The 20,255-nt window shown below is 69.4% G+C and carries 21 protein-coding genes; 11 read left to right on the forward strand and 10 right to left on the reverse strand.

Annotated elements, in window-relative coordinates; genetic code table 11:
- Positions 1-90: 90 nt before the first annotated feature.
- Genes ABZX37_RS41730 through ABZX37_RS41750 form a run of 5 tightly spaced genes read left to right on the forward strand, consistent with a single transcriptional unit; the run spans position 91 to position 4,802 of the window.
- Positions 91-1,158 (forward strand): acyl-CoA dehydrogenase family protein, encoded by a 1,068-nt coding sequence (locus ABZX37_RS41730; RefSeq protein ID WP_354749306.1) that lies wholly within the window; start codon positions 91-93, stop codon positions 1,156-1,158.
- 2 nt (positions 1,159-1,160) lie between these two features.
- The gene (locus ABZX37_RS41735; protein WP_344268519.1) at positions 1,161-2,333 is read left to right on the forward strand and encodes an acyl-CoA dehydrogenase family protein; all 1,173 of its coding nucleotides are present in this window, start codon (positions 1,161-1,163) and stop codon (positions 2,331-2,333) included.
- Positions 2,330-3,238 (forward strand): OB-fold domain-containing protein, encoded by a 909-nt coding sequence (locus tag ABZX37_RS41740; RefSeq protein ID WP_354749308.1) that lies wholly within the window; start codon positions 2,330-2,332, stop codon positions 3,236-3,238. The genes ABZX37_RS41735 and ABZX37_RS41740 overlap by 4 nt, the downstream gene beginning before the upstream one ends.
- On the forward strand, positions 3,235-3,633 hold the full coding sequence (locus ABZX37_RS41745; protein WP_354749309.1) for a MaoC family dehydratase: 399 nt from the start codon (positions 3,235-3,237) through the stop codon (positions 3,631-3,633). Before ABZX37_RS41740 ends, ABZX37_RS41745 begins: the two co-directional genes overlap by 4 nt.
- Positions 3,630-4,802: a lipid-transfer protein gene (locus ABZX37_RS41750; RefSeq protein WP_354749311.1), complete on the forward strand. Its 1,173-nt coding sequence runs from the start codon at positions 3,630-3,632 to the stop codon at positions 4,800-4,802. The genes ABZX37_RS41745 and ABZX37_RS41750 overlap by 4 nt, the downstream gene beginning before the upstream one ends.
- Here ABZX37_RS41750 and ABZX37_RS41755 read toward each other — a convergent pair.
- Complete coding sequence (locus ABZX37_RS41755; protein ID WP_354749313.1) at positions 4,790-5,353, reverse strand: dihydrofolate reductase family protein; 564 nt, start codon at positions 5,351-5,353, stop codon at positions 4,790-4,792. The genes ABZX37_RS41750 and ABZX37_RS41755 overlap by 13 nt on opposite strands.
- A gap of 159 nt (positions 5,354-5,512) precedes the next feature.
- Between ABZX37_RS41755 and ABZX37_RS41760 the strand changes: the two genes are divergently transcribed.
- Entirely contained in the window at positions 5,513-6,070 is a 558-nt protein-coding gene (locus ABZX37_RS41760; protein WP_354749315.1) for a DUF5134 domain-containing protein, read from the forward strand.
- A gap of 396 nt (positions 6,071-6,466) precedes the next feature.
- Here the strand turns inward: ABZX37_RS41760 and ABZX37_RS41765 are convergent, their stop codons facing one another.
- From ABZX37_RS41765 to kstD, 6 genes are read right to left on the reverse strand one after another with little or no spacing between them, the layout of a single operon-like run.
- Positions 6,467-6,934, reverse strand: a complete 468-nt coding sequence (locus ABZX37_RS41765) for a riboflavin kinase (protein WP_354749317.1) — start codon at positions 6,932-6,934, stop codon at positions 6,467-6,469.
- Between the two features lie 27 nt (positions 6,935-6,961).
- The gene (locus ABZX37_RS41770) at positions 6,962-7,822 is read right to left on the reverse strand and encodes a MaoC/PaaZ C-terminal domain-containing protein (protein ID WP_354749319.1); all 861 of its coding nucleotides are present in this window, start codon (positions 7,820-7,822) and stop codon (positions 6,962-6,964) included.
- 11 nt (positions 7,823-7,833) lie between these two features.
- The gene (locus ABZX37_RS41775; protein ID WP_354749321.1) at positions 7,834-8,868 is read right to left on the reverse strand and encodes a ferredoxin--NADP reductase; all 1,035 of its coding nucleotides are present in this window, start codon (positions 8,866-8,868) and stop codon (positions 7,834-7,836) included.
- On the reverse strand, positions 8,861-9,127 hold the full coding sequence (locus tag ABZX37_RS41780; protein WP_344267724.1) for a hypothetical protein: 267 nt from the start codon (positions 9,125-9,127) through the stop codon (positions 8,861-8,863). The genes ABZX37_RS41775 and ABZX37_RS41780 overlap by 8 nt, the downstream gene beginning before the upstream one ends.
- Positions 9,124-10,299 carry a Rieske 2Fe-2S domain-containing protein gene (locus ABZX37_RS41785; RefSeq protein ID WP_354749323.1) on the reverse strand — a complete coding sequence of 392 codons (1,176 nt, stop codon included), beginning with the start codon at positions 10,297-10,299 and terminating at the stop codon, positions 9,124-9,126. Before ABZX37_RS41785 ends, ABZX37_RS41780 begins: the two co-directional genes overlap by 4 nt.
- Positions 10,296-11,972, reverse strand: coding sequence for a 3-oxosteroid 1-dehydrogenase (kstD, locus tag ABZX37_RS41790; protein WP_354749325.1), 1,677 nt, complete (start codon positions 11,970-11,972; stop codon positions 10,296-10,298). Before kstD ends, ABZX37_RS41785 begins: the two co-directional genes overlap by 4 nt.
- Positions 11,973-12,072: 100 nt before the next feature.
- Between kstD and ABZX37_RS41795 the strand changes: the two genes are divergently transcribed.
- From ABZX37_RS41795 to hsaB, 5 genes are read left to right on the forward strand one after another with little or no spacing between them, the layout of a single operon-like run.
- Entirely contained in the window at positions 12,073-13,659 is a 1,587-nt protein-coding gene (locus tag ABZX37_RS41795; RefSeq protein WP_354749327.1) for an FAD-binding protein, read from the forward strand.
- Positions 13,660-13,691: 32 nt separating this feature from the next.
- Positions 13,692-14,870, forward strand: coding sequence for a 3-hydroxy-9,10-secoandrosta-1,3,5(10)-triene-9,17-dione monooxygenase oxygenase subunit (gene hsaA / locus ABZX37_RS41800; RefSeq protein ID WP_354749329.1), 1,179 nt, complete (start codon positions 13,692-13,694; stop codon positions 14,868-14,870).
- The gene (gene hsaD / locus ABZX37_RS41805; protein ID WP_354749331.1) at positions 14,870-15,715 is read left to right on the forward strand and encodes a 4,5:9,10-diseco-3-hydroxy-5,9,17-trioxoandrosta-1(10),2-diene-4-oate hydrolase; all 846 of its coding nucleotides are present in this window, start codon (positions 14,870-14,872) and stop codon (positions 15,713-15,715) included. Before hsaA ends, hsaD begins: the two co-directional genes overlap by 1 nt.
- Positions 15,715-16,614, forward strand: coding sequence for an iron-dependent extradiol dioxygenase HsaC (hsaC, locus tag ABZX37_RS41810; protein ID WP_354749333.1), 900 nt, complete (start codon positions 15,715-15,717; stop codon positions 16,612-16,614). The genes hsaD and hsaC overlap by 1 nt, the downstream gene beginning before the upstream one ends.
- Positions 16,611-17,198: a 3-hydroxy-9,10-secoandrosta-1,3,5(10)-triene-9,17-dione monooxygenase reductase subunit gene (gene hsaB, locus ABZX37_RS41815; RefSeq protein WP_354749335.1), complete on the forward strand. Its 588-nt coding sequence runs from the start codon at positions 16,611-16,613 to the stop codon at positions 17,196-17,198. The genes hsaC and hsaB overlap by 4 nt, the downstream gene beginning before the upstream one ends.
- 21 nt (positions 17,199-17,219) lie before the next feature.
- Here hsaB and ABZX37_RS41820 read toward each other — a convergent pair whose 3' ends face one another.
- From ABZX37_RS41820 to ABZX37_RS41830, 3 genes are all read right to left on the reverse strand, one after another.
- A complete protein-coding gene (locus tag ABZX37_RS41820; protein WP_116206099.1) occupies positions 17,220-17,474 on the reverse strand; it encodes a Smr/MutS family protein in 255 nt (84 codons plus the stop codon).
- Positions 17,475-17,720: 246 nt separating this feature from the next.
- A complete protein-coding gene (locus ABZX37_RS41825; protein ID WP_354749336.1) occupies positions 17,721-18,767 on the reverse strand; it encodes an MBL fold metallo-hydrolase in 1,047 nt (348 codons plus the stop codon).
- A gap of 10 nt (positions 18,768-18,777) precedes the next feature.
- Entirely contained in the window at positions 18,778-19,812 is a 1,035-nt protein-coding gene (locus ABZX37_RS41830; protein ID WP_354749337.1) for an acyl-CoA desaturase, read from the reverse strand.
- Positions 19,813-20,255: the final 443 nt, after the last annotated feature.

Here is a 20,255-nt window from a genome sequence, read left to right on the forward strand (position 1 = left end):
TGCTGCCCGGACCCCGGTCCTGGGGGTTGCCGAGCCAGCCCATACCGGCTAAAAATAGAACGTGTTCCACCTAGGTGGAGGGAGACCGGAGTGGACTTCACCCCCGACGATACGCAGGGCGAGATCAGCTCGCTCGCCGCGCAAGTGCTCGGGAAGGCCGACGAGCCCGCCGACCAGTGGCGAGCGCTGGCCGACGCGGGCCTGCTCGCGCTGCCCTTGCCCGCCGACCTCGGCGGAGACGGGCTCGGCGTCGACCACGTCGCCCCGGTGCTCACCGAGGTGGGCCGGGCCGCGGCGGCCGTGCCCGCGTACGCGGTGCTGGCGCTCGGCATCCTGCCGATCGAGGCGCTCGGCACCCCGGAGCAGCGTGCGGAGTTCCTGCCGCCCGCAGCGGCGGGGGAGAGCATTCTCACTGCCGCCTTGCACGAGCCGTCCGCACCGCTGACCTCCATCCCCGGGACCAGCGGTGCGGCGGCGGACGGCGCTTGGGCGGTGACCGGCGTCAAGACACACGTCCCGTACGCCGCTGAGGCGACACGGATTCTCACGCCGATCGCGCTGCCGGGAGGTACCGGCGTCGCGCTCGTGGATCCGCGAGCTGACGGTGTCGAAGTGCTGCCCGCGTACAACGCGGCCGGGACGCCCGAATACACGGTGCGATTCGATGGCGCGAAGGTGAGCGAAGCCGATTTCCTGCGTGACCGCACGGCGGGACATGCGTTGCAGACGCTGCACCGCTACGCGTTGGCAGGCGCGCTCGCGCTAGGCGACGGATTGCTCGCCGGAGCGTTGGCGTTGACCGCCAAACATGTCGGCGAGCGCACGCAGTTCGGCCGTCCACTTGCGACTTTCCAGGCGGTGGCCCAGCAAATCGCGGACGTCTACGTCGCTTCCCGCACCGTGCATCTGGCCGCGCTGTCGGCGGTCTGGCGGCTGGCGTCCGGATTGGACGCGGACACCGAGCTGGACATCGCGGCCTACTGGCTGACCGAGGAAGCGCCGTCCGCGCTGGCGATCTGTCATCACTTGCACGGCGGCGTCGGCGTCGACCGCACCTATCCGCTGCATCGGTATTCCTCGGCGGTGAAGGACCTCGGCCGCGCGGTCGGGGGAGCGGCGCACCGGCTCGGCCGACTGGGCGAACGAGTGGCGGGATGAGCATGCACATCGAACTGACGGCCGCGCAACAAGAACTGCGGGCGCAGCTGCGCGAGTACTTCGCGGGCCTGCTGACCGCCGACGAGCGCCGGGCGTTGCTGCGCGAGCGGCACGGCCAGGTGTACCGCGACGTCGTGCGCCGGATGGGCCGCGACGGGAAGCTCGGCGTGGGCTGGCCCAAGGAGTACGGCGGCGGCGGTTTCGGCGAGATCGAGCAGCACATCTTCGTGGACGAAGCCGCTCGCGCGGATGTCCAGCTGCCATCGGTGACGCTGCAGACGGTCGGGCCGACGTTGCAGGCCTTCGGTACTGAGGAACAGAAAGCGATGTTCCTGCCGAAGATCCTGGCTGGAGAAGTGCATTTCGCCATCGGCTACACCGAACCGGAGGCCGGAACGGACCTCGCCTCGCTGCGCACGCGTGCGGTGCGCGACGGCGACGATTACGTGATCAACGGCCAGAAAACCTTCACCACCGGCGGCCACGACGCGGACTACGTGTGGCTCGCCGTGCGCACCGACCCGGACGCGCCGAAGCACAAGGGCATCTCGATCCTCATCGTCGACACCCGCGACCCCGGCTATTCGTGGACGCCGATCATCACCTGCGACGGCGCGCACCACGTCAACGCGACGTTCTACGAGAACGTCCGCGTGCCGGCGAACATGCTGGTGGGCGAGGAGAACCGCGGCTGGCGGCTGATCACCACGCAGCTCAACCACGAGCGCGTGATGCTCGGCCCGGCCGGGCGCATCGGCGGCCTGCACGACCGCGTGTGGGCGTGGGCGGCGGCGCGCCGGACCCCGGACGGCGCGGCGCTGCTCGACCTTCCGGACGTGCGCGCGGTGCTGGCCGAGACGTTCGCGGTCGCGCGGGTCAACGAACTGCTGAACTGGCAGGTCGCGGCGGCCGCGGCGCACGGGTCGGTCGAGATCGCCGACGCCTCGGCGACGAAAGTGTTCGCCTCCGAGCGAATCCAGCGGATCGGGAGGCTGCTGGAGGAACTGGTCGGGCGGCACGGCGACCTCGCCGACCCGGACACCGCCGAACTCGCCGAATGGCTCGACGTGCTGGCGAAACGGAACCTGGTGCTGACGTTCGGCGGAGGCGTCAGCGAGATCCAGCGCGAATTGATCGCCTCCGCCGGACTGAAACTGCCGAGGGTGCCGCGATGACGATCGAGGAAGCCGCCGCGAAAATCGCCGCACAGGGCGAAAGCGCACTGAGGTACGCGCGTGATCCGGTGAACCAGGCGATGGTGCACAACTGGGTCGAGGCGATCGGCGACGCCAATCCGGTCTACACCGACGAGGAGTTCGCCGAGACCAGTGTCCACAAGGGACTCGTCGCGCCGCCGGCGATGGCGCAGGTGTGGACGATGCCGGGGCTGCACGGCGTGCGCGGCGACGACGACCCGCTCGGCGCGATCCTGCAGGTGCTCGACGACGCCGGGTACACGTCCATTGTGGCCACCAACTCCGAGCAGACCTATCACCGGTATCTCCGGCCCGGCGAACACGTTTCGACCACGAACGTGCTGGAGGACGTCACCGGCCCGAAGCGCACCGGGCTCGGCGAGGGCTGGTTCGTGACCACCCGGACGAATTGGTACGTCGACGGGGAACTGGTGGCGGACATGGTGTTCCGCGTGCTGAAGTTCCGCCCGCGCGAACCGGAGCCGCCGCCGTCGCCGGTGCTGCGGCCGGTGATCAGCCACGACACCCAGTTCTTCTGGGACGGTCTGCGCGAGGGCGAACTGCGCATCCAGCGCTGGGGCGAGGTGCTGCGGCATCCGCCGGGCCCGATGCCGCCGGACGGATCGCTCGACACGACGCCGGATTACGTCGTCGCCAGCGGGCGCGGAACGGTCTACAGCTTCGTCGTGCACCACCATCCGGCGGTTCCGGGCAAGCGGCTGCCGTTCGTGGTCGCGCTCGTGGAACTGGAGGAGGGCGTGCGAGTGATGGCCGAACTGCTGGACGCCGAACCGGACGAAGTCCACATCGGACTTCCGGTGACCGCCGCGTTCGTGCGCGTCGACGACGACCTGACCCTGCCCGCGTGGAAGGTGGCGCGATGACTGCCGCAGTCGGGACCGAACTGCCGCCGATGGTGCTCGAGGCGACGCCGACGTTCGTGATCAGCACGGCATTGGCGACCCGGGATTTCCAGGACGTGCACCACGACCGGGACGCCGCGGTCGCGCGCGGGTCGAAGGACATCTTCCTCAACATCCTTACCGACACCGGCCTGGTGCAGCGGTACGTGAGCGAATGGGCCGGCCCGCGGGCGCTCATCCGCTCGATCAAGATCCGGCTCGGCGTGCCGTGCTACGCCGGGGACACGCTCGCCTTTTCCGGCCGGGTCACCGCCCGCGACGGCAACGACGTCGAGCTCGAAGTGTCCGCTGTGGACAGTCTAGGTGCGCACGTGACCGGCACGGTTTCGCTGACGCTGCCGGAGGAGGACGCATGACGTTCACCGGGACCACCGCCATCGCCGGGATCGGCGCGACGGAGTTCTCCAAGGATTCCGGACGCAGCGAACTGCGGCTGGCGGCCGAATGCGTGAGCCACGCACTGGCCGACGCCGGACTGAAACCGTCCGATGTGGACGGCATGGTGTCGTTCACCATGGACGGCAACGCGGAAATCGCGCTCGCCCGCGAACTGGGCATCCCGGAGCTGACGTTCTTCAGCCGCGTCCATTACGGCGGCGGCGCGGCGGCGGCGACCGTGCAGCAGGCGGCCATGGCGGTCTCCAGCGGGATCGCCGACGTCGTGGTCGCGTACCGGGCGTTCAACGAGCGCTCCGGCATGCGGTTCGGTCGTGTGTCGGCGGCCGCGGCCCAGCAGGTGAATACGTCCGGTGTGGACAATGCGTTCCACTACCCGATGGGCATCGCGACCCCGGCCGCGACGGTGGCCATGGTCGCGCAACGGTATCTGCACGAATACGGGGCCACCAGCGAGGATTTCGGGAAGATCGCGGTCATCGACCGGGCGCACGCGGCGACCAATCCGAACGCCTGGTTCCACGGCCGCCCGATCACGCTGGAGGAGCATCAAGCTTCGCGCTGGGTCGCGGAACCGTTGCACCTGCTCGATTGCTGCCAGGAAAGCGACGGCGGCGTCGCGCTGGTGATCACCAGTCTCGAACGTGCGCGCGACCTTCGGCAGAAGCCGGTGACGGTGGCCGCGGCGGCGCAGGGGAGCGGGCCGGACCAGTACGTGATGACCAGCTACTACCGCGACGACCTCGCCGCGCTGCCGGAAATGGGCGTGGTCGGACGGCAGCTGTGGGGCCAGTCCGGGATCGGACCGTCCGATGTGGACGTCGCGGTGCTGTACGACCACTTCACCCCGTATGTCCTGATGCAGCTGGAGGAACTGGGGTTCTGCGGTCGCGGCGAGGCGAAGGACTTCATCGCGGGCGACACGCTGACCCTCGACGGGAAGCTGCCGCTCAACCCGCACGGCGGCCAGCTCGGCGAGGCCTACATCCACGGCATGAACGGCATCGCCGAGGCGGTCCGGCAGTTGCGCGGCACAGCGGCGAATCAGGTGTCGAACGCTGCTACCGCGGTGGTCACGGCCGGAACCGGCGTCCCGACGAGTGGGCTGGTCTTGACTCAGGCTCGCTGAGGAGACTTCGGTTCATAGCGCATCGCCACCGCTCCGGAGGAGAACTCCTTCCGGTCCACGAGCTTCAGGTCGAGGTGCTCCGGCAGCCCGGCGAACAAGGTCGGCCCGCGTCCCGCGATCCGGGGGTGCACGATGAACTCGTACTCGTCGATCAGCCCCATCGCGGCCAACGCGAGCGGCAGCCGCAAGCCGCCGGTGTACAACCCCTTGCCGGGCTGGTCTTTGAGCCGCAGCACCGCTTCCCGCAGATCGCCGCGCACGAGTTCGGCGTTCCAGTCGACGCGCTCGAGCTTGCTGGACACGACGTACTTCTTGGCCGCGTCGATCGTCCGGCCGAACGGCTCCATCCAGTCCGGCCGTTCGGCGGACTGCCCGGACGGCCGCCACGCCGCCTCCATCATTTCGTAGATCACGCGGCCGAAGAGGAGAGCGTCGGCGCGGGCGATGATTTCGGTCGAATGCCGGTGCATCTCCTCGTCCGGCGCGATGCCGGCGAGGTGGTCGCAGCAGCCGTCCAGCGTGACGTTGATGGAGTACCGAAGCGGGCGCATCGGCCGAATATAGCGGCCTGAGCTGGGCTTGTCGGCCCGCGCATAGTCCTTGTGGGTCAACGCGGATCACCTCATTGCTGGCTGGTGCCTCCGGCCTCGCGCGTGTCACGGTGGTAAGGCCCGTGTGACGCAGCGTGTCCGGAGGAGTGAGGTGCCGAGGTGAGTGTGCCGCTGGCCTGGCTGTTCACCGCGCTGTTCGCGTTGCTGGCGCTGCCGTGCGTGCTGCGGCTGGTGAAGCTCGACTACGTCAGCCTCGGCCATCGAGTGCGCAACGGCGACCTCGCCGAACTGCTGCTGGTGGTGGCGATGGTCGCGATGCTGTCCCCGGTCGGCGGTCCGATCCCGGCCGCGGGCTGGCAGGCCGTGCTGGTGCTGACTGCGGGCTGGTTCGCTTTCTCCGCCTGGCGAGGGCGCGCCGAGGGACACAGCTGCGCGCACCACGCGCTGTCGGCGGTGGCGATGCTGTACATGGTCACCGCGATGCCGCACGGCGGCATGGTGCACGGGCCGTGGATGACGATGTCCACAATGGACGCCAGGCTGGCGTGGCCGGTGGTCGCGCTCGGCGCGGCGGCCTACTTCGCGGTGGACGCGGTCCGCTCGGGCGTGGTGGCGATGCGGTCGCGCGGCACGACGGTGCCGGGACACGCGTCGCGCACGCTGTGCCGTGCGGCGATGGGCGCGGGCATGGGAGTCATGCTTCTCGCCGCAGTCTGACTCAACCCGGCGGGAATCGGCGCGGCTGCTCGAATCGGGTGCCTCAGCCAGCGTGAATCAGCCCGGCGAACCAGCCAGTGCGAATCAAACCCGGCGGAATCAGCCTCGGTGGATTAGTCCCGGCGGATTAGTCCGGCGGAATTAGCCCAGCCGCTGAGCTTCGCCGTTCCGGCGGGGATTCTTGCACGCGGAGGGCGCTCGGGCAGCTTTGGCAGGGCGTCAGCAGGCATGGGTGTCATGCTGCTCGCCGCCGTGCGAATCAAACCCGGCGGGATCAGCCAGCGTGAATCAGCTCGGCCAGCGAACCCCGGCGAGTCAGCCCGGCGGGCGAGCCCCGGCGAGTCAGCTCGGCCGACGAACCCCGGCGAGTCAGCCTGGCGGGCGAGCCCCGGCGAATCAGCCGAGCCGCTGGACTTCGCCGTCCGGCGGCAGTTCCGCCAGCGTCGGCAGCGTGTCCGCCGGATGCGCGGCGACCCACTCGCGAGCGGCGGCCACGTCCCGGCCCAGCGCGTCGATCAGCTCCTGCGCGGAACCGAACCCCTGCTGCTCCCGCAGGTGCTTGCCGAGCCAGACGGTGAGGCGTTCGCCGTACAGGTCGCCCTCGAAGTCGAGCAGGAAGGCCTCGACCAGCCGGTAGCCGTCGGCCCCGTAGTAGGTCGGGCGGCGGCCCACGGACACCGCGGCGGCCACGCGCGTGCCGTCCGCGCGCTCCGCCCAGCCGGCCCACACCCCGTCGCCGAGTTCGCCGCGCTGGTCGCGCAGCGCGATGTTCGCGGTGGGGAAGCCCAGCTCACGGCCGCGCTTGTCGCCCGGCTCGACTGGCCCGCGCACCACGAAGAAGGTGCCGTCTCGCTCGTCCGCCATGGGACAACCGTATAACGGTCCCGACGGTCAGCGGGGCGTGAGCACTGTGTCGGCCAGCACAGGCGCGTCGCCGCGTTCCGGCGCGGTGGTCGTGACCAGCAGACGTCCGGTTTCGCGCCACACGCGCACGCGCAGGTTTTCGCCGGGGAACACGACGCCGGCGAACTTCGTCCCGAATGCCGAGACGCGCTCGGGATCGCCGTCGAGGAACGCGTCGACCACGGCCTTCGCGACCACGCCGTACGTGCACAGCCCGTGCAGGATCGGCCGGTCGAACCCGGCGGCCTCGGCGAACGCCGGGTCGGCGTGGAGCGGGTTGCGGTCGCCGCACAGCCGGTACAAAAGCGCCTGCTGCGGCAGGGTCGGCACGTCGAGCACGGCGTCCGGTTCGCGGTCGGGCCACTCGATCTTGTCCGACGGCCCGCGTTCGCCGCCGAAGCCGCCCTCGCCGCGGGCGAAGATGCTGGACCGGGCTGTCCACAATGGAGCGCCGGACTCGTCGGCGACCTCGGTCTCCTGCACCAGCACCGCGGCCTTGCCCTTGTCGAAGACGTCGGCGATCCGGGTCCGCGCGACCGCCTTGCCCTCGACCGGGATCGGCCGGTGCAGTTCGATCTCCTGCTTGCCGTGCAGCACTTTCGCCAGGTCGACGTCGACGCCGGGGAACTTCAGCGCGGGCGGCTCGAAGGTGCGCAGATTCGCCGCGACGGTGGCGAAAGTGGGCAGCACGCGCAGGTCGCGCTCGTAGGTGTAGCGCAGTTCGCGCTCGGCCACCGGATCCGCGCCCGCGCCGACGGCCAGGTGATACAGCAGCACGTCGGACGGCGTCCAAGCGAAATTGACCTCGCCGAGATCGGCTCCGATCGCGACCGCGGGGTCGATGGGCACGGGTTCTCCACTCACTCGTAGCTGACGGACACCTCGTCGGTCAACGGTACCGACTGGCAGGCCAGCACGATCCCGTCGGCGATGTCGTCGGCGTCCAGCACCTCGTTGTTCAGCATTTTCACCTCGCCGGAGACGATGCGGCACGCGCACGCGCTGCACTGGCCCTCGCGGCAGGAATACGGCGCGTCGAGACCCTCGGCGAGCAGGTGGTCGAGCAGCTTCCGCTGGCGCGGCCAGGTGACCTGCCGGGTTTCGCCGTCGAGGTCGACGGTGAGCGCGGTGGTCTCGCCGCCTTCGTCCGCTGTGTCGTCTACGGGGTCCGGCTCGCTCTCGAAGGGATTCCCCGTAAGCGAGTGGAACTTCTCCACGTGCACGCGTTCCCGTGGCGCGCCGAGTTCGCGCAACGCGTCCTGTGCGGCGGCCATGAACGGAGCCGGGCCGCAGAGGAACGCTTCATGCTCCGCGTAAGGCTTGGCGAGCGCCCGCAACGCGGTGACAGTCGGCAGGCCCTGCAGGCTTTCCAGCCAATGCACCACAGTGAGCCGGTCGTCGAACCGCTCGGCCAGTTCACGCAGTTCCGCGGCGAAGATCACCGACTGCTCGTCGCGGTTCGCGTAAACCAGCACCACCTGGCCGTCGCCCTTTTCCAGCGCGGACTTGAGAATCGACATCACCGGCGTGATCCCGCTGCCCGCGGCGAACAACAGGAAGTCAGAGTCCAAAGAGGATGGACAGAACACGCCGGACGGCCGCAGCACCTCGATCGTCGCGCCCGCCCGAAGCTCGTCGCAAACCCAATTCGAGCCGTAGCCGTCGACGGTTCGCTTCACTGTGACCTGGACCCGGCCCTCGTGCGGCGCACTCGAAAGCGAGTAACACCGCGCGACGGAACCCGTTTGGTCGCTGGGAATCCGCAGGGTGAGGAATTGCCCGGGGGAGTAGGCGAACCGCTCGAGATGCTCGTCCGGAACCGCGAACACAATGGACCGGGCGTCCGCGGTTTCCTCGATCACCTCGGCGACGGTGAGCGTGACGACGTCAGTCATTGCGCACCTGCCCGAAATTGCCGTCCCGCACCGCGGTGTCGATGCTGTCCGCGAGTTTCTCGCAGGTGTCCAGCAACGCGGTGGTACCGCCGGAAGCGGCGTGCGCGGCGAACACCGGGCAGCTGGTCGCGGCGTCGGTGGTCCACTGGATGCTGGTGTGCTTCAGGCTGTTTTTCTTGACCAGCACACAGGTTCCGCAGCTGCGGCACTCGTGCGGCCGCAGCCCGGAGGTGAGGAATTCGGTGGCTTCGGCCGTCACACCCCAGCCTCCTCCGACTGAGCCGCCGCCTCGGCCTCCGCCCGCTGGCGCGCGAGATTCTCCTGCACCTCGGCGGCCCACACCTCGTTCGCCTTCGTGGTGTCCACTTCGAACTCGAACCGGCGCGTCATGTCCTCGGTGACGTCCGCGGCGTCCACGTAGAACTGGTCGTACCAGCGGCGCAGCTGGTAGACCGGGCCGTCCTCCTCGCACAGCAGCGGATTGTCGATCTTGGTCTTGTTCTTCCAGATCTCCACGTCCTGCAGGAATCCGACGCCGATGCCCTTCGCGAGCTTCCCGGCGATCTTGTCCGCGTGCTCGTCGGAAATGCCGGGCATCTTCTTGACCATGATGCCCCACTGCAGCACGAACGACGTCGGCGAAACCGGGTAGTGGCAGTTGATCAGCACGTTCTCGATTTCGAAGCCCTGGAAGGAGTTCACGAGCCAGTTGATCATGTAGGAGGGGCCGAAATACGACGCCTCCGAGCGGAGCAGGTTCTCCTCGCCGCCGTAATTGGACGCCATGCCCATGTCCGGGCGGCCCTTGGTGTTGAGGTACTGGGTCGCGATGTGGCCCTCGAACACGTTCTTGAAATACGTCGGGAAGGCGTAGTGGATGTAGAAGAAGTGCGCCATGTCCACCACGTTGTCGATGATCTCGCGGCAGTTGGCGTTCTCGATGAGGATCGAGTCCCAGGTCCAGTTGCTCCACTCGTCGCTGAACGCGCCCTCGACGCGCGGGATCACGACGTTCTCCGGCGGCGGGTTGCCCTCCGGGTCGTGCCAGACGAACAGCTGCTTGTTCTCCTCCAGCACCTGCCACGCCCGCGTGCGCGCCCGCAGCGGGACCCGCTTGGCGTAGGGGATCGACTTGCACTTGCCGTTGCCGCCCCAGCGCCAGTCGTGGAACGGGCAGGCGATCTCGTCGCCCTTGACCGAACCCTGCGTCAGGTCGCCGCCCATGTGCCGGCAGTACCCGTCGAGCACGTTCAGCTTCCCGGCGGTGTCCGCGAACACGACGAGCTTCGTGCCGAACGCCTGCACCGCGTGCGGCTTGCCGTCGCGGAAGCTGTCTGCGAGCCCGAGGCAGTGCCAGCCGCGGGCGTACCGCGCCGGGGGCGCCCCGGCGTCGATCGTGCGGATCTCGGATCCATCGGTCTTCGGCGTCACTGCCTGCCTCCCGTGCCGGTCTGATCTTCGTTCGCCAGCGCCTGTGCCGCAAGGTAGCCGAACACCATCGCCGGGCCGATGGTCGCGCCCGGTCCGGCGTAGGTCCGGCCCATCACCGGCGCGCCGGTGTTGCCCGCCGCGTAGAGGCCGGGCACGACTGTGCCGTCCTCTCGCAGGACGCGGGCGTTTTCGTCAATCCGCAGCCCGCCCTTGGTGCCCAGGTCGCCGGGCACCACGCGGACCGCGTAGTACGGGGCCTTGGCGAGTTCGCCGAGGCTCGGGTTGGGGCGGTTGCGCGGGTCGCCGTAGTAGTGGTCGTAGGCGCTGAGCCCGCGCTGGAAGTCGTCGTCGACGCCCTTGCGCGCGAAGCCGTTGAACCGCGTGACGGTCTGCTCCAGGGCATCGGCGGGCACGTCGATCTTCTCGGCGAGCCCGGCCAGCGTCGCGGACTTCGCCACGATCCCGGCCTTGTACCAGCGCCCGGGCAGCGGCTGCCGCGGGCCGAGGCCGGTGAACAGGTAGCGGTCGCGGTAGCGCTGGTCGAACACCAGCCACGCGGGGACGTGCTTGCCGGGGCCGTCGCCGTCGCCGTACATCGCGTGCACGGCCTCGACGTACGGCGCGGATTCGTTGACGAACCGCGTGCCGCCGGCGTCGACCATCAGGCAGCCGGGCCGCGAACGTTCGGCGAGCGCGAACCACGGACCGCCGGTGAGCGGGAACGACGGTCCCCACCAGGCGTCGTCCATGAGGTCGGTCGCCGCGCCGAGCTTGAGCCCGGCGTTGATGCCGTCGCCGGTGTTCGCCTCCGCGCCGACGGTCCATTCGGTGCCGATCGGCGCGCGCTGGTATTTGGTGCGCATCTCTTCGTTGTGCTCGAAGCCGCCGCAGGCCAGCACCACTCCGCGACGCGCGCGGAACAGCGTCTCTTCGCCGTCGCGACGCGCCACGATGCCGGTGACGACGTCGTTTTCCACCTGCAGATCGACCAGCGGAGTGTCCAGCAGAACTTCGACGCCCGCGTCCCGCAGGCCCTTCCGCAGCCCGGCCGCAAGCGCTTGCCCCATGGACAGCGGCTGCTGTCCGCGGACCCGCCCGACCAGCCATTTCATCCCGAGCGACAGCATCCGGGCGAACCCGCGCGGATGCCGGGCGATCAGGCTCAGCCAGCGGTAGTCCGACTGGGTGATCGGCACGCCGAGCGGCGGCGCGCTGTACGGCGGTTCGAGCTGCGCGAGGTCCGCGCCGAGCAGCTTGCCGTCGAGCGCCTTCGGCTCCACGGACCGGCCGCCGGGACGTCCGCCGGGCGCCTCGGGGTGGTAGTCGCTGTACCCGGGAACCCACTGGAACTCCAGCGGCGTGTTCCGCGTGACGAACTCCAGTACCTCGGGACCGTGGTCGAGGAAGGTCGTGCGCAACCGCTCCGGCACGACGTCGCCGACGATCGATTCCAGGTACTGCCTCGCGCGTTCGGGCGGTTCTTCGATGCCCGCGGCCCGCAGCGCGTGGTTGCCGGGCAGCCAGACGCCCCCGCCGGAGCGGGCGGTCGAACCGCCGAAGCAGGCTGCCTTTTCCAGCACCACCACGGAAAGGCCGCGATGGGCGGCGGCGAGCGCGGCGGTCATCCCGGCGGCGCCGCTGCCGGCCACCACCACGTCGTACTCGTCCGACATGCCACCTCACATGCAACGTGTTATCGGATAAAGCTGGCCTGCTCGGGGCCACTTCCGTCACCATAGACGAGAACGTGTTCCAGTTCTAGGGTGGCGGACTATGGACGAGCTCGGGGCGGACGTCGTGATCATCGGAGCCGGCGCGGCCGGCGTGTGCGCGGCCATCGAAGCGGCCGACGCGGGCGCCGAGGTGCTGCTGGTCGACCGGTTCTCCGGCGGCGGGGCCAGTCGCGTGAGCGGCGGCGTGGTCTACGCCGGGGGAGGGACGCCGCAGCAGCGCGCGGCGGGCGTCGACGACAGCGTGGACGCGATGTACGCGTACCTGCGGATGGAAACCGGCGACGTCGTGTCGGAACGGACGTTGCGGCGGTTCTGCGAGGAAAGCGTCGACATGGTGTCGTGGCTGGAGCGGCAAGGCGTGCCGTTCGAGGGCAGCATGTGCGACTACAAGACGTCGTATCCCAGCAACAAGCATTACCTGTACTACTCCGGCAGCGAACTGTCCGGCGGCTTCCGCGACGTGGCGAAACCCGCGCCGCGCGGACACCGGGTCAAGGGGCCGGGCACGTCCGGGAAGCTGCTGATGAAGCAGTTGCTGGCGGCGGCTCGCGAGCGCGGGGTGCAGGTGCTGCCGCAGACGCAGGCGACGAACCTGATCACTGACGACTCCGGCACGGTCACCGGAGTGCTCACGCGCAGTCTGCGGGACGCGCCTTCGTGGGTGCGGGCGCGGCATGCGCGGCTCGCGGATTGGGCGGCCAAGCCGGGCATTTACGTGCCTCCGCTGCGTCGGTCGCTGCATCAGCGGGTGGAGCGGATTGAGCGTAAGCACGCGCGTGAGCTGCGGATTAGTGCGCGGCGGGGCGTGGTGCTGGCGGCGGGCGGGTTCATCGTGAACCGGGCGATGGTGCGCGAGCACGCGCCCGCGTATCGCGGCGGGCTGGATCTCGGGACCTCCGCCGACGACGGTTCCGGCATCCAGATGGGGGTCGAGGTCGGCGGGCGCACCGCGGAGCTGGACCGGGTGTCGGCGTGGCGGTTTCTGACGCCGCCGTCGGCGTTTCTCGGCGGGCTGCTGGTCGGCGCGGACGGTCGGCGGATCATCGACGAATCCCGGTACGGCGCGGCGATCGGCGAACGGATGATCGCCGAGCACGGCGGACGAGGCTGGCTGCTGGTCGACGAACCGATCGTCGCCGAAGCCCGGCGGGACGGGCGAAAACAAGGCCAATGGTTCGCGACGCTTCAGCTGCGCTATCTGCTGGGCAAGGGCCGGGTGACCGCGGGGACTCTCGAAGAAGTGGCCGCGCGCGCCGGAATCGACCCGGCTGGGCTCGCGGCGACTTACGCCGAGTACCAGCGCGGTCCGGACCCGGCGGGCAAACCGGCGGACTTCGCGCGGCCGCTGGACACGCCGCCGTACTCGCTGATCGACGTGTCGGTGAAGCCCAATCTCGGCTACCCGTGTCCGATGCTGACGCTGGGCGGCCTGGTGGTCGACGAGGACACCGGCGCGGTGGCCGGCGTACGCGGTCTTTACGCCGCCGGGCGCACCGCGGTGGGAATCTGTTCCAGGTCGTATGTGAGCGGTCTTTCGCTGGCTGACTGCGTTTTTTCCGGCCGCCGGGCAGGGTTGCACGGCGCGCGCGGGACAGACCGCGTCGACAAAAACGAGAACGTGTTCTAGTCTTGAGCGTGTCGAGCGAGAGAGGACGGCCGATGAGCGAGCTGGCTGCCGTGATCGCGGGGGTGCGCGACCTTCTTCCCGTGCTGCGGGAACGCGCACAGGAGACCGAGGACGCCCGTCGGATCCCCGCCGAATCAGTGAAAGCGCTGCAGGAGACCGGATTTTTCCGCCTGCTGCAACCGAAACCGTACGGCGGCTTGGAAGCCGACCCGGTCACCTTCTACACCGCGGTCAAGCTCATCGCGAGCGCCTGCGGGTCCACCGGCTGGGTCGCGTCGATTCTCGGCGTGCACCCGTGGCACGTCGCGTTGTTCGACGCGCAAGCCCAGGAGGACGTGTGGGGCGAAGGCGGTGAGGGTCGCGACGTGCGGATTTCTTCGTCGTACGCGCCGATGGGCAAGGCGACCGTCGTCGAGGGCGGCTACCGGCTGTCCGGGCGGTGGAGCTTCTCGTCCGGAAGCGACCACTGCACGTGGGTGCTGCTGGGCGGGCCCGCGTTCGCCGACGGCAAGCCGGTGGACTTCTGCACGTATCTCGTGCCGATCTCGGACTACTCCATTGTGGACGTCTGGGACACGGTCGGGCTGCGCGGCACCGGGTCCAACGACATCGTCGTCGAGGACGTGTTCGTGCCCAAGCACCGCGCGCTGAGCTTCATGGCGACGTCGAAGTGCAAGACCCCGGGCCAGGAAGTCAACCCGGGCCCGCTGTACCGGCTGCCGTACGGCTCCGTGCACCCGAGCACCATCACCGCGCCGATCATCGGGATGGCGCAGGGCGCGTACGACGCGCACGTGGAGCACCAGGGCAAGCGGGTGCGGGCGGCGTACGCGGGCGAACAGTCCAAAGAGGACCCGTTCTCGAAGGTGCGGATCGCGGAAGCGAGCAGCGAGATCGACGCGGCCTGGCTGCAGCTGACGCACAACATCGACGAGCTGTACCAGCTGGCCCGCAAGGGCGAGAAGCTGCCGTTCAGCACGCGGTTGCGGGTGCGCCGGGACCAGGTGCGCGGCACCGAGCGGGCGATCTCCGCGATCGACCGGCTTTTCGAGAACTCCGGCGGCCGCGCGCTGCAGCGGGGCACGCCGATTCAGCGCTTCTGGCGCGACGCGCACGCGGGCCGGGTGCACGCGGCGAATGACGCGGAACGCGCGTACGTCATGTTCGGCACCGGCGAGTTCGGCTTGCCCGTCGAGAATGCGATGGTCTGATGGCACCCGAAGGTTCCTATGTAGACACTGCGGGCGGTATTCGCCTGCACTACCACGAATCCGGCGCGGAGAACGCCGAGACGGTGCTGCTTCTGCACGGCGGCGGCCCCGGTGCCTCGGCGTGGAGCAACTTCGGCCGGAACCTGCCGGTGTTCGGAAAGTCTTACCGGACACTGGCGATCGACCAGCCGGGCTTCGGCCGGTCCGACAAGCCGACTGAGCACCCGCAGTACTTCCGGCACAGTTCGGACGCGGTCGTCGGCCTGATGGACCAGCTCGGCATCGAGAAAGCGCACATCGTCGGCAACTCGCTCGGCGCGGGCGCGGCGGTCCGGCTCGCGCTGAACCATCCCGGACGCGCGGGACGGCTGGTGCTGATGGGCGCGGGCGGGCTGAGCGTCAACCTGTTCGCCCCGGACCCGACCGAAGGCGTGCGGCTGCTGTCCCGGTTCGCCGGGGATCCGACCCGGGAGCGGATGGAAGCGTTCCTCCGGATCATGGTGCACGACCAGGCTTTGGTGACCGACGAGCTGATCGACGAACGCTTCGAGATCGCGCGTTCGCCGGAGTCGCTCGCCGCGATGCGGGCGATGGGCAAATCGTTCAGCCTGCCGGATTCTTTCGAGGAAGGCATGTTGTGGCGCGAGGCTTACCGCCTGCGCCAGCGGGTCTTGCTCGTGTGGGGCCGGGAGGACCGGGTCAACCCGCTCGACGGCGCAATGCTTGCGCTGAAGACGATTCCGCGTGCGCAACTGCACGTGTTCGGCGGCTGCGGCCACTGGGCGCAGCTGGAGAAGTTCGACGAGTTCAACCGACTCGCCCTCGACTTCCTCGGGAGTTCGTGATGGCTATCCGTTCGCTGGGATATCTGCGCATCGAAGCCACGGACATGGACGCCTGGCGCGTCTACGGGCTGAAGGTGCTCGGCATGGTGGAGGGTTCGGGCACCGACCCGAACGCGCTCTACCTGCGCATGGACGATTTCCCGGCGCGATTGGTGATCGTGCCGGGGGAGAAGGACCGCTTGTCGGTAGCGGGCTGGGAAGCGGCCAACGCCGCCGAACTGGACGAGGTCCGCACCCGGCTCGACGCGGCTTCGGTGCCGTACAAGGAAGGCACGCCCGACGAGCTGGCCGACCGCCGCGTCGCGGAGATGATCAGCTTCACCGATCCGTCGGGCAACACCCTGGAGGTGTTCCACGGGGTCGCGCTGCAGCACCGGCGGGTGGTCAGCCCGTACGGTCACCGCTTCGTGACCGGCGAGCAGGGTCTCGGCCACGTGGTTTTGTCGACCCACGACGACGAGGCGGCGCTGCGGTTCTACCGGGACGTGCTGGGCTTCCGGCTCCGCGACTCGATGCGCCTGCCGCCGCAGATGGTGGGCCGTCCGGCCGACGGCGACCCGGCGTGGCTGCGGTTCTTCGGCTGCAACCCGCGGCACCACAGCCTGGCGTTCCTGCCGATGCCGACGCCGAGCGGGATCGTGCACCTGATGGTGGAGGTCGAGGAGACCGACGACGTCGGGTTGTGCCTGGACCGCGCGAAGCGCAAGAACGTCCCGATGTCGGCGACGCTGGGCCGGCACGTTAACGACCTGATGCTGTCGTTCTACATGAAGACCCCCGGCGGCTTCGACGTCGAGTTCGGCTGCGAAGGCCGTCAGGTCGAGGACGAGGACTGGATCGCCCGCGAGAGCACCGCGGTTTCGTTGTGGGGCCACGATTTCTCGGTGGGATCGCAATGACAGCCGCGGTTCCGGAGGCAGTGCCGGACCGGTTCCGCGAGGTGCTGGGCCATTTCTGCACCGGCGTGACGGTGGTGACCGGATACGTCGAGGGCTCTCCGACCTTGGCCGATTACGCCAGTTCGCCCGCGCCGACCGGACCGGTGGGCTTCGCCTGCCAGTCCTTCGCGGCGTTGTCGCTGGACCCGCCGCTGGTGCTGTTCTGCGTCGCCCGGACGTCGCGGACCTGGCCCGCGCTGGCCGCGGCGGGCACGTTCGCGGTGAACGTGCTCGCCGAAGACCAGCAAGCGGTCTGCGCCGAGTTCGGCCGCCGCGGCGGCGACAAGTTCTCCGGAGTCTCCTGGCAGCCCGCCCCCTCGGGCGCGCCGCTGCTGGACGGAGCCCTGACCTGGGTGGACTGCGAAGTGCAGGCCGTCCACCCGGCGGGGGACCACTACGTAGTGGTCGGCCGGGTGACCGCGCTGGGCGAGACGTCCGACGCCCGCCCGCTGCTGTTCCACCGCGGCCGCTACACAGTCACCGAACCGGTGCCGGACGCGCTCACCGCGCTCATGCCCTGGCCCCGCCCGGACGACTGGCTCTGACGCTTCGGGCGGGTGATCGCGTCACTTCCAGCGGAAGTGCACGAACACCCGCCCGAAGTTGTCTTTGTCCTTCTCGACGCGGTGGTAGAGCGCCTTGACGTCCTTGCGCTCCAGGAACCGCAGCACGTGCTTCTTCAGCTGCCCGGACCCCTTGCCCGGAATGATCTCCACGAGCGGCGCCTTCTTCGCGACCGCCTCGTCGATGACCGCGCGCAACGCCTTGTCGATCTCTCCGCCGCGGTTGTAGATGTCGTGAAGATCGAGCTTGAGCTTCATTCCTCATTCCTACCCCACGTCCTGCGTGGCGACGCCGGTTCGAGGCACGCGAGCGCGGCCCGGCGCACGCGGGCGGTGCGGCCGAGCAATCCCAGCACCGTCAAGGCGTCCGGGGGACCGCCGCCCTGGACCACGCGGAGCTGGGTCTGTTCGGAGGCCCGCAGCAGGTCGTCGGCACGCCAGTTGGGTCCGCTCGTGACGGCGTGGACCAGTGCGGCCGGGTCCCGGAGCTGGCGGAGCCGTCCGTCAGCCCAGGGTCTGCCACCATCCGTCCACGGGCGGCGGGGCGGACGCGTCGATCCGCTGCCCCGGCTTCGGGATCGCGAGCGGGAGGTCGTTGGCCTTGGCCTCCCGCCACACCCGGTCCGCGGGATCCGACCAGGAGTGCATGGCGAGGGTGAACGTCGCCCAGTGCACCGGGACCAGCAGCCCGCCGCGCACGTCCAGGTGCGCGGCGACGCCCTCCTCCGGCGTCATGTGGATGTCCGGCCAGTGCGGGGCATACGCGCCGACCTGGACGAGGGTCGCGTCGAACGGGCCGTACTTCGCGCCGATCCCGGCGAAACCGGCGAAATACCCGGTGTCGCCGCTGTAGAAGACGCGATGCTCCGCACCGGCGATCACCCACGACGCCCACAGCGTGCTGTCGTTCGCGAGGCCGCGGCCGGAGAAATGCTGCGCGGGCGTGGCGACGAACCGGATCCCGGCCACGAAAGCGTCCTCGTGCCAGTCGAGTTCGATGATCCGCGCGGCCGGGACGTGCCACCGTTCGAGGTGCGCGCCGACGCCGAGCGGAACCAGAAACGGCGCGTCGGTCAGCGCGATCAACGCGCGGACGGTGGGCAGGTCCAGATGGTCGTAGTGGTCGTGGGAGATCACGATCGCGTCCAGCCGGCCCAGTTCGCGCAACGAAACCGGGGGAGCGTGCAGCCGCCGCGGCCCGGCGAAGGCGACGGGCGAAACCCGCTCGCCCCACACCGGATCGCACAGCACCCGCGCACCGTCGATCTCCACCAGCGTGGACGCGTGTCCGTACCAGGTAAGGAAAAGACCCTCGGCCGAGGTGGCAGGCGCGGAGATCAGCGGGACCGCACCGCCCGGACGACGACGGGTGCGGTCCTCGCCGAACAGGAACTCGCGCACGAGCGCTCCGGGGGAGGAGGGCGTCGCGCGAGTCGTGGCGCCGTTGTGGAACACGCCGTCGGAGTACTGCGGAGACTGGCGCATCCGCTCGGCACGTGCTCCGGCCGCCTTCGCGCCGAAGGCCGCCGGAGTCAGTGCTTGGAACGTCATGCCGCCAAGTCTACGAAGCCTTCCTGAGAGGGGCCCCAGCTTCGTGCAGGTGCTTCAAGGTCTGCCGGTACGACGACACCAGACCCGTCCGCAGGTACGAGATGCCGATCTCCGCGCAATACGCCTCCACCATCGGCTGAGCCCGGCGCAGATGCACCGACGGCATGCTCGGGAACAGGTGATGCTCGATCTGGTGGTTGAGGCCGCCGAGCAGGACGTCGATCACCGGCCCGCCCGCGACGTTGCGCGAGGTAAGCACCTGCTTGCGCAGGAAGTCCAGATCCGTCTTGCCGGTCAGCGTCGGCATGCCCTTGTGGTTCGGCGCGAAGATCGAACCCATGTAGACGCCCCACAGCCCCTGGTGAACCGCGAAAAACAGCAGCGCCAGACCCGGCGGGAGGACGATGAACAGCGCGGCGAGGTAGACCGCGATATGGGTGAACAGCAACGCCGCCTCGAGCCCGCGACGGCGCAGACCCGGGCGAGCGACCGCGCGGATGCCGGAGAAGTGCAGGTTGAGGCCTTCGAGCGTGAGCAGCGGGAAGAACAGGAACGCCTGGTGCCGGCCGATGAACCGGGGCACCCCGCGAGCCTCGCGAGCCTGCCGCTGAGACCAGACGAGAACGTCCGGGTCGACGTCCGGGTCCAATTCCTCGTGATTCGGGTTCGCGTGGTGCCGGGTGTGCTTGTCCATCCACCACCCGTAACTCATCCCGATGCCGAGATTCCCGGCCAGCCGCCCGGCGATCTCCGCCGGACGACGCGTCCGGAACACCTGGCGATGCGCCAGATCGTGCGAAAGCAGGGCGATCTGCCCGAACATGAAAGCCTGGAACGCGGCCACAGCCAGCTGCCACCACGAGTCGCCGAGCAGCGCGAACGCGACCCAGCCTCCCGCGAACAGCACGGTCACGAGCGCGATTCGGGCGGTGTAGTAGCCGGGACGCCGGTCAAGCAGACCGGCGTCGGAAATCCGGCGGCAGAGCCGGGCGAAGTCGCTTCCCGGCCGTGGGGGCGAGGGGAGGACGAGCTTGTCGGTGGTCACGGGGGGAGTATTGCGGCGCGGCGCCCCGGCGGGAAACCTGCAGACCCGACGGATCGTGCTGGGGTTGTCCCCACCATGCGTCTGTGCCTTCTCGAAGGTGTGCTGTTCACCGGGGTGGAGGGGGGTTGAGCTGGGGGTTTGTCCGGGGGTGGTGGGGGAGGTGGGGTAGGGCTGGTGCGAAAAAAATTTCCATCCTTCGGCGGAGTCGGGGGTGTCGGGGGGGGGTGGGTGGTCTGGGGGATGGGTGGGTGTTCGGGTGCCTGGGTGGTTGGGCTGGGTGGGTGACCAGGTGGTTGGGCTGGGTGGGTGACCGGGTGGTCGGGGCTGAGTAGGGGGGCTGGCTCGGCAAGCTGTGTTTGATGGCGCCGACTTCGTCGTCGCGGGCGGGATCGCCTTTAAGTCGGCGTGCGGAGGGGCAGTGCGCACGGCCCTGGGGGGCCGCG

Source organism: Amycolatopsis sp. NPDC004079 (assembly GCF_040610415.1).
In the GTDB taxonomy this organism is placed as follows: domain Bacteria; phylum Actinomycetota; class Actinomycetes; order Mycobacteriales; family Pseudonocardiaceae; genus Amycolatopsis; species Amycolatopsis halotolerans.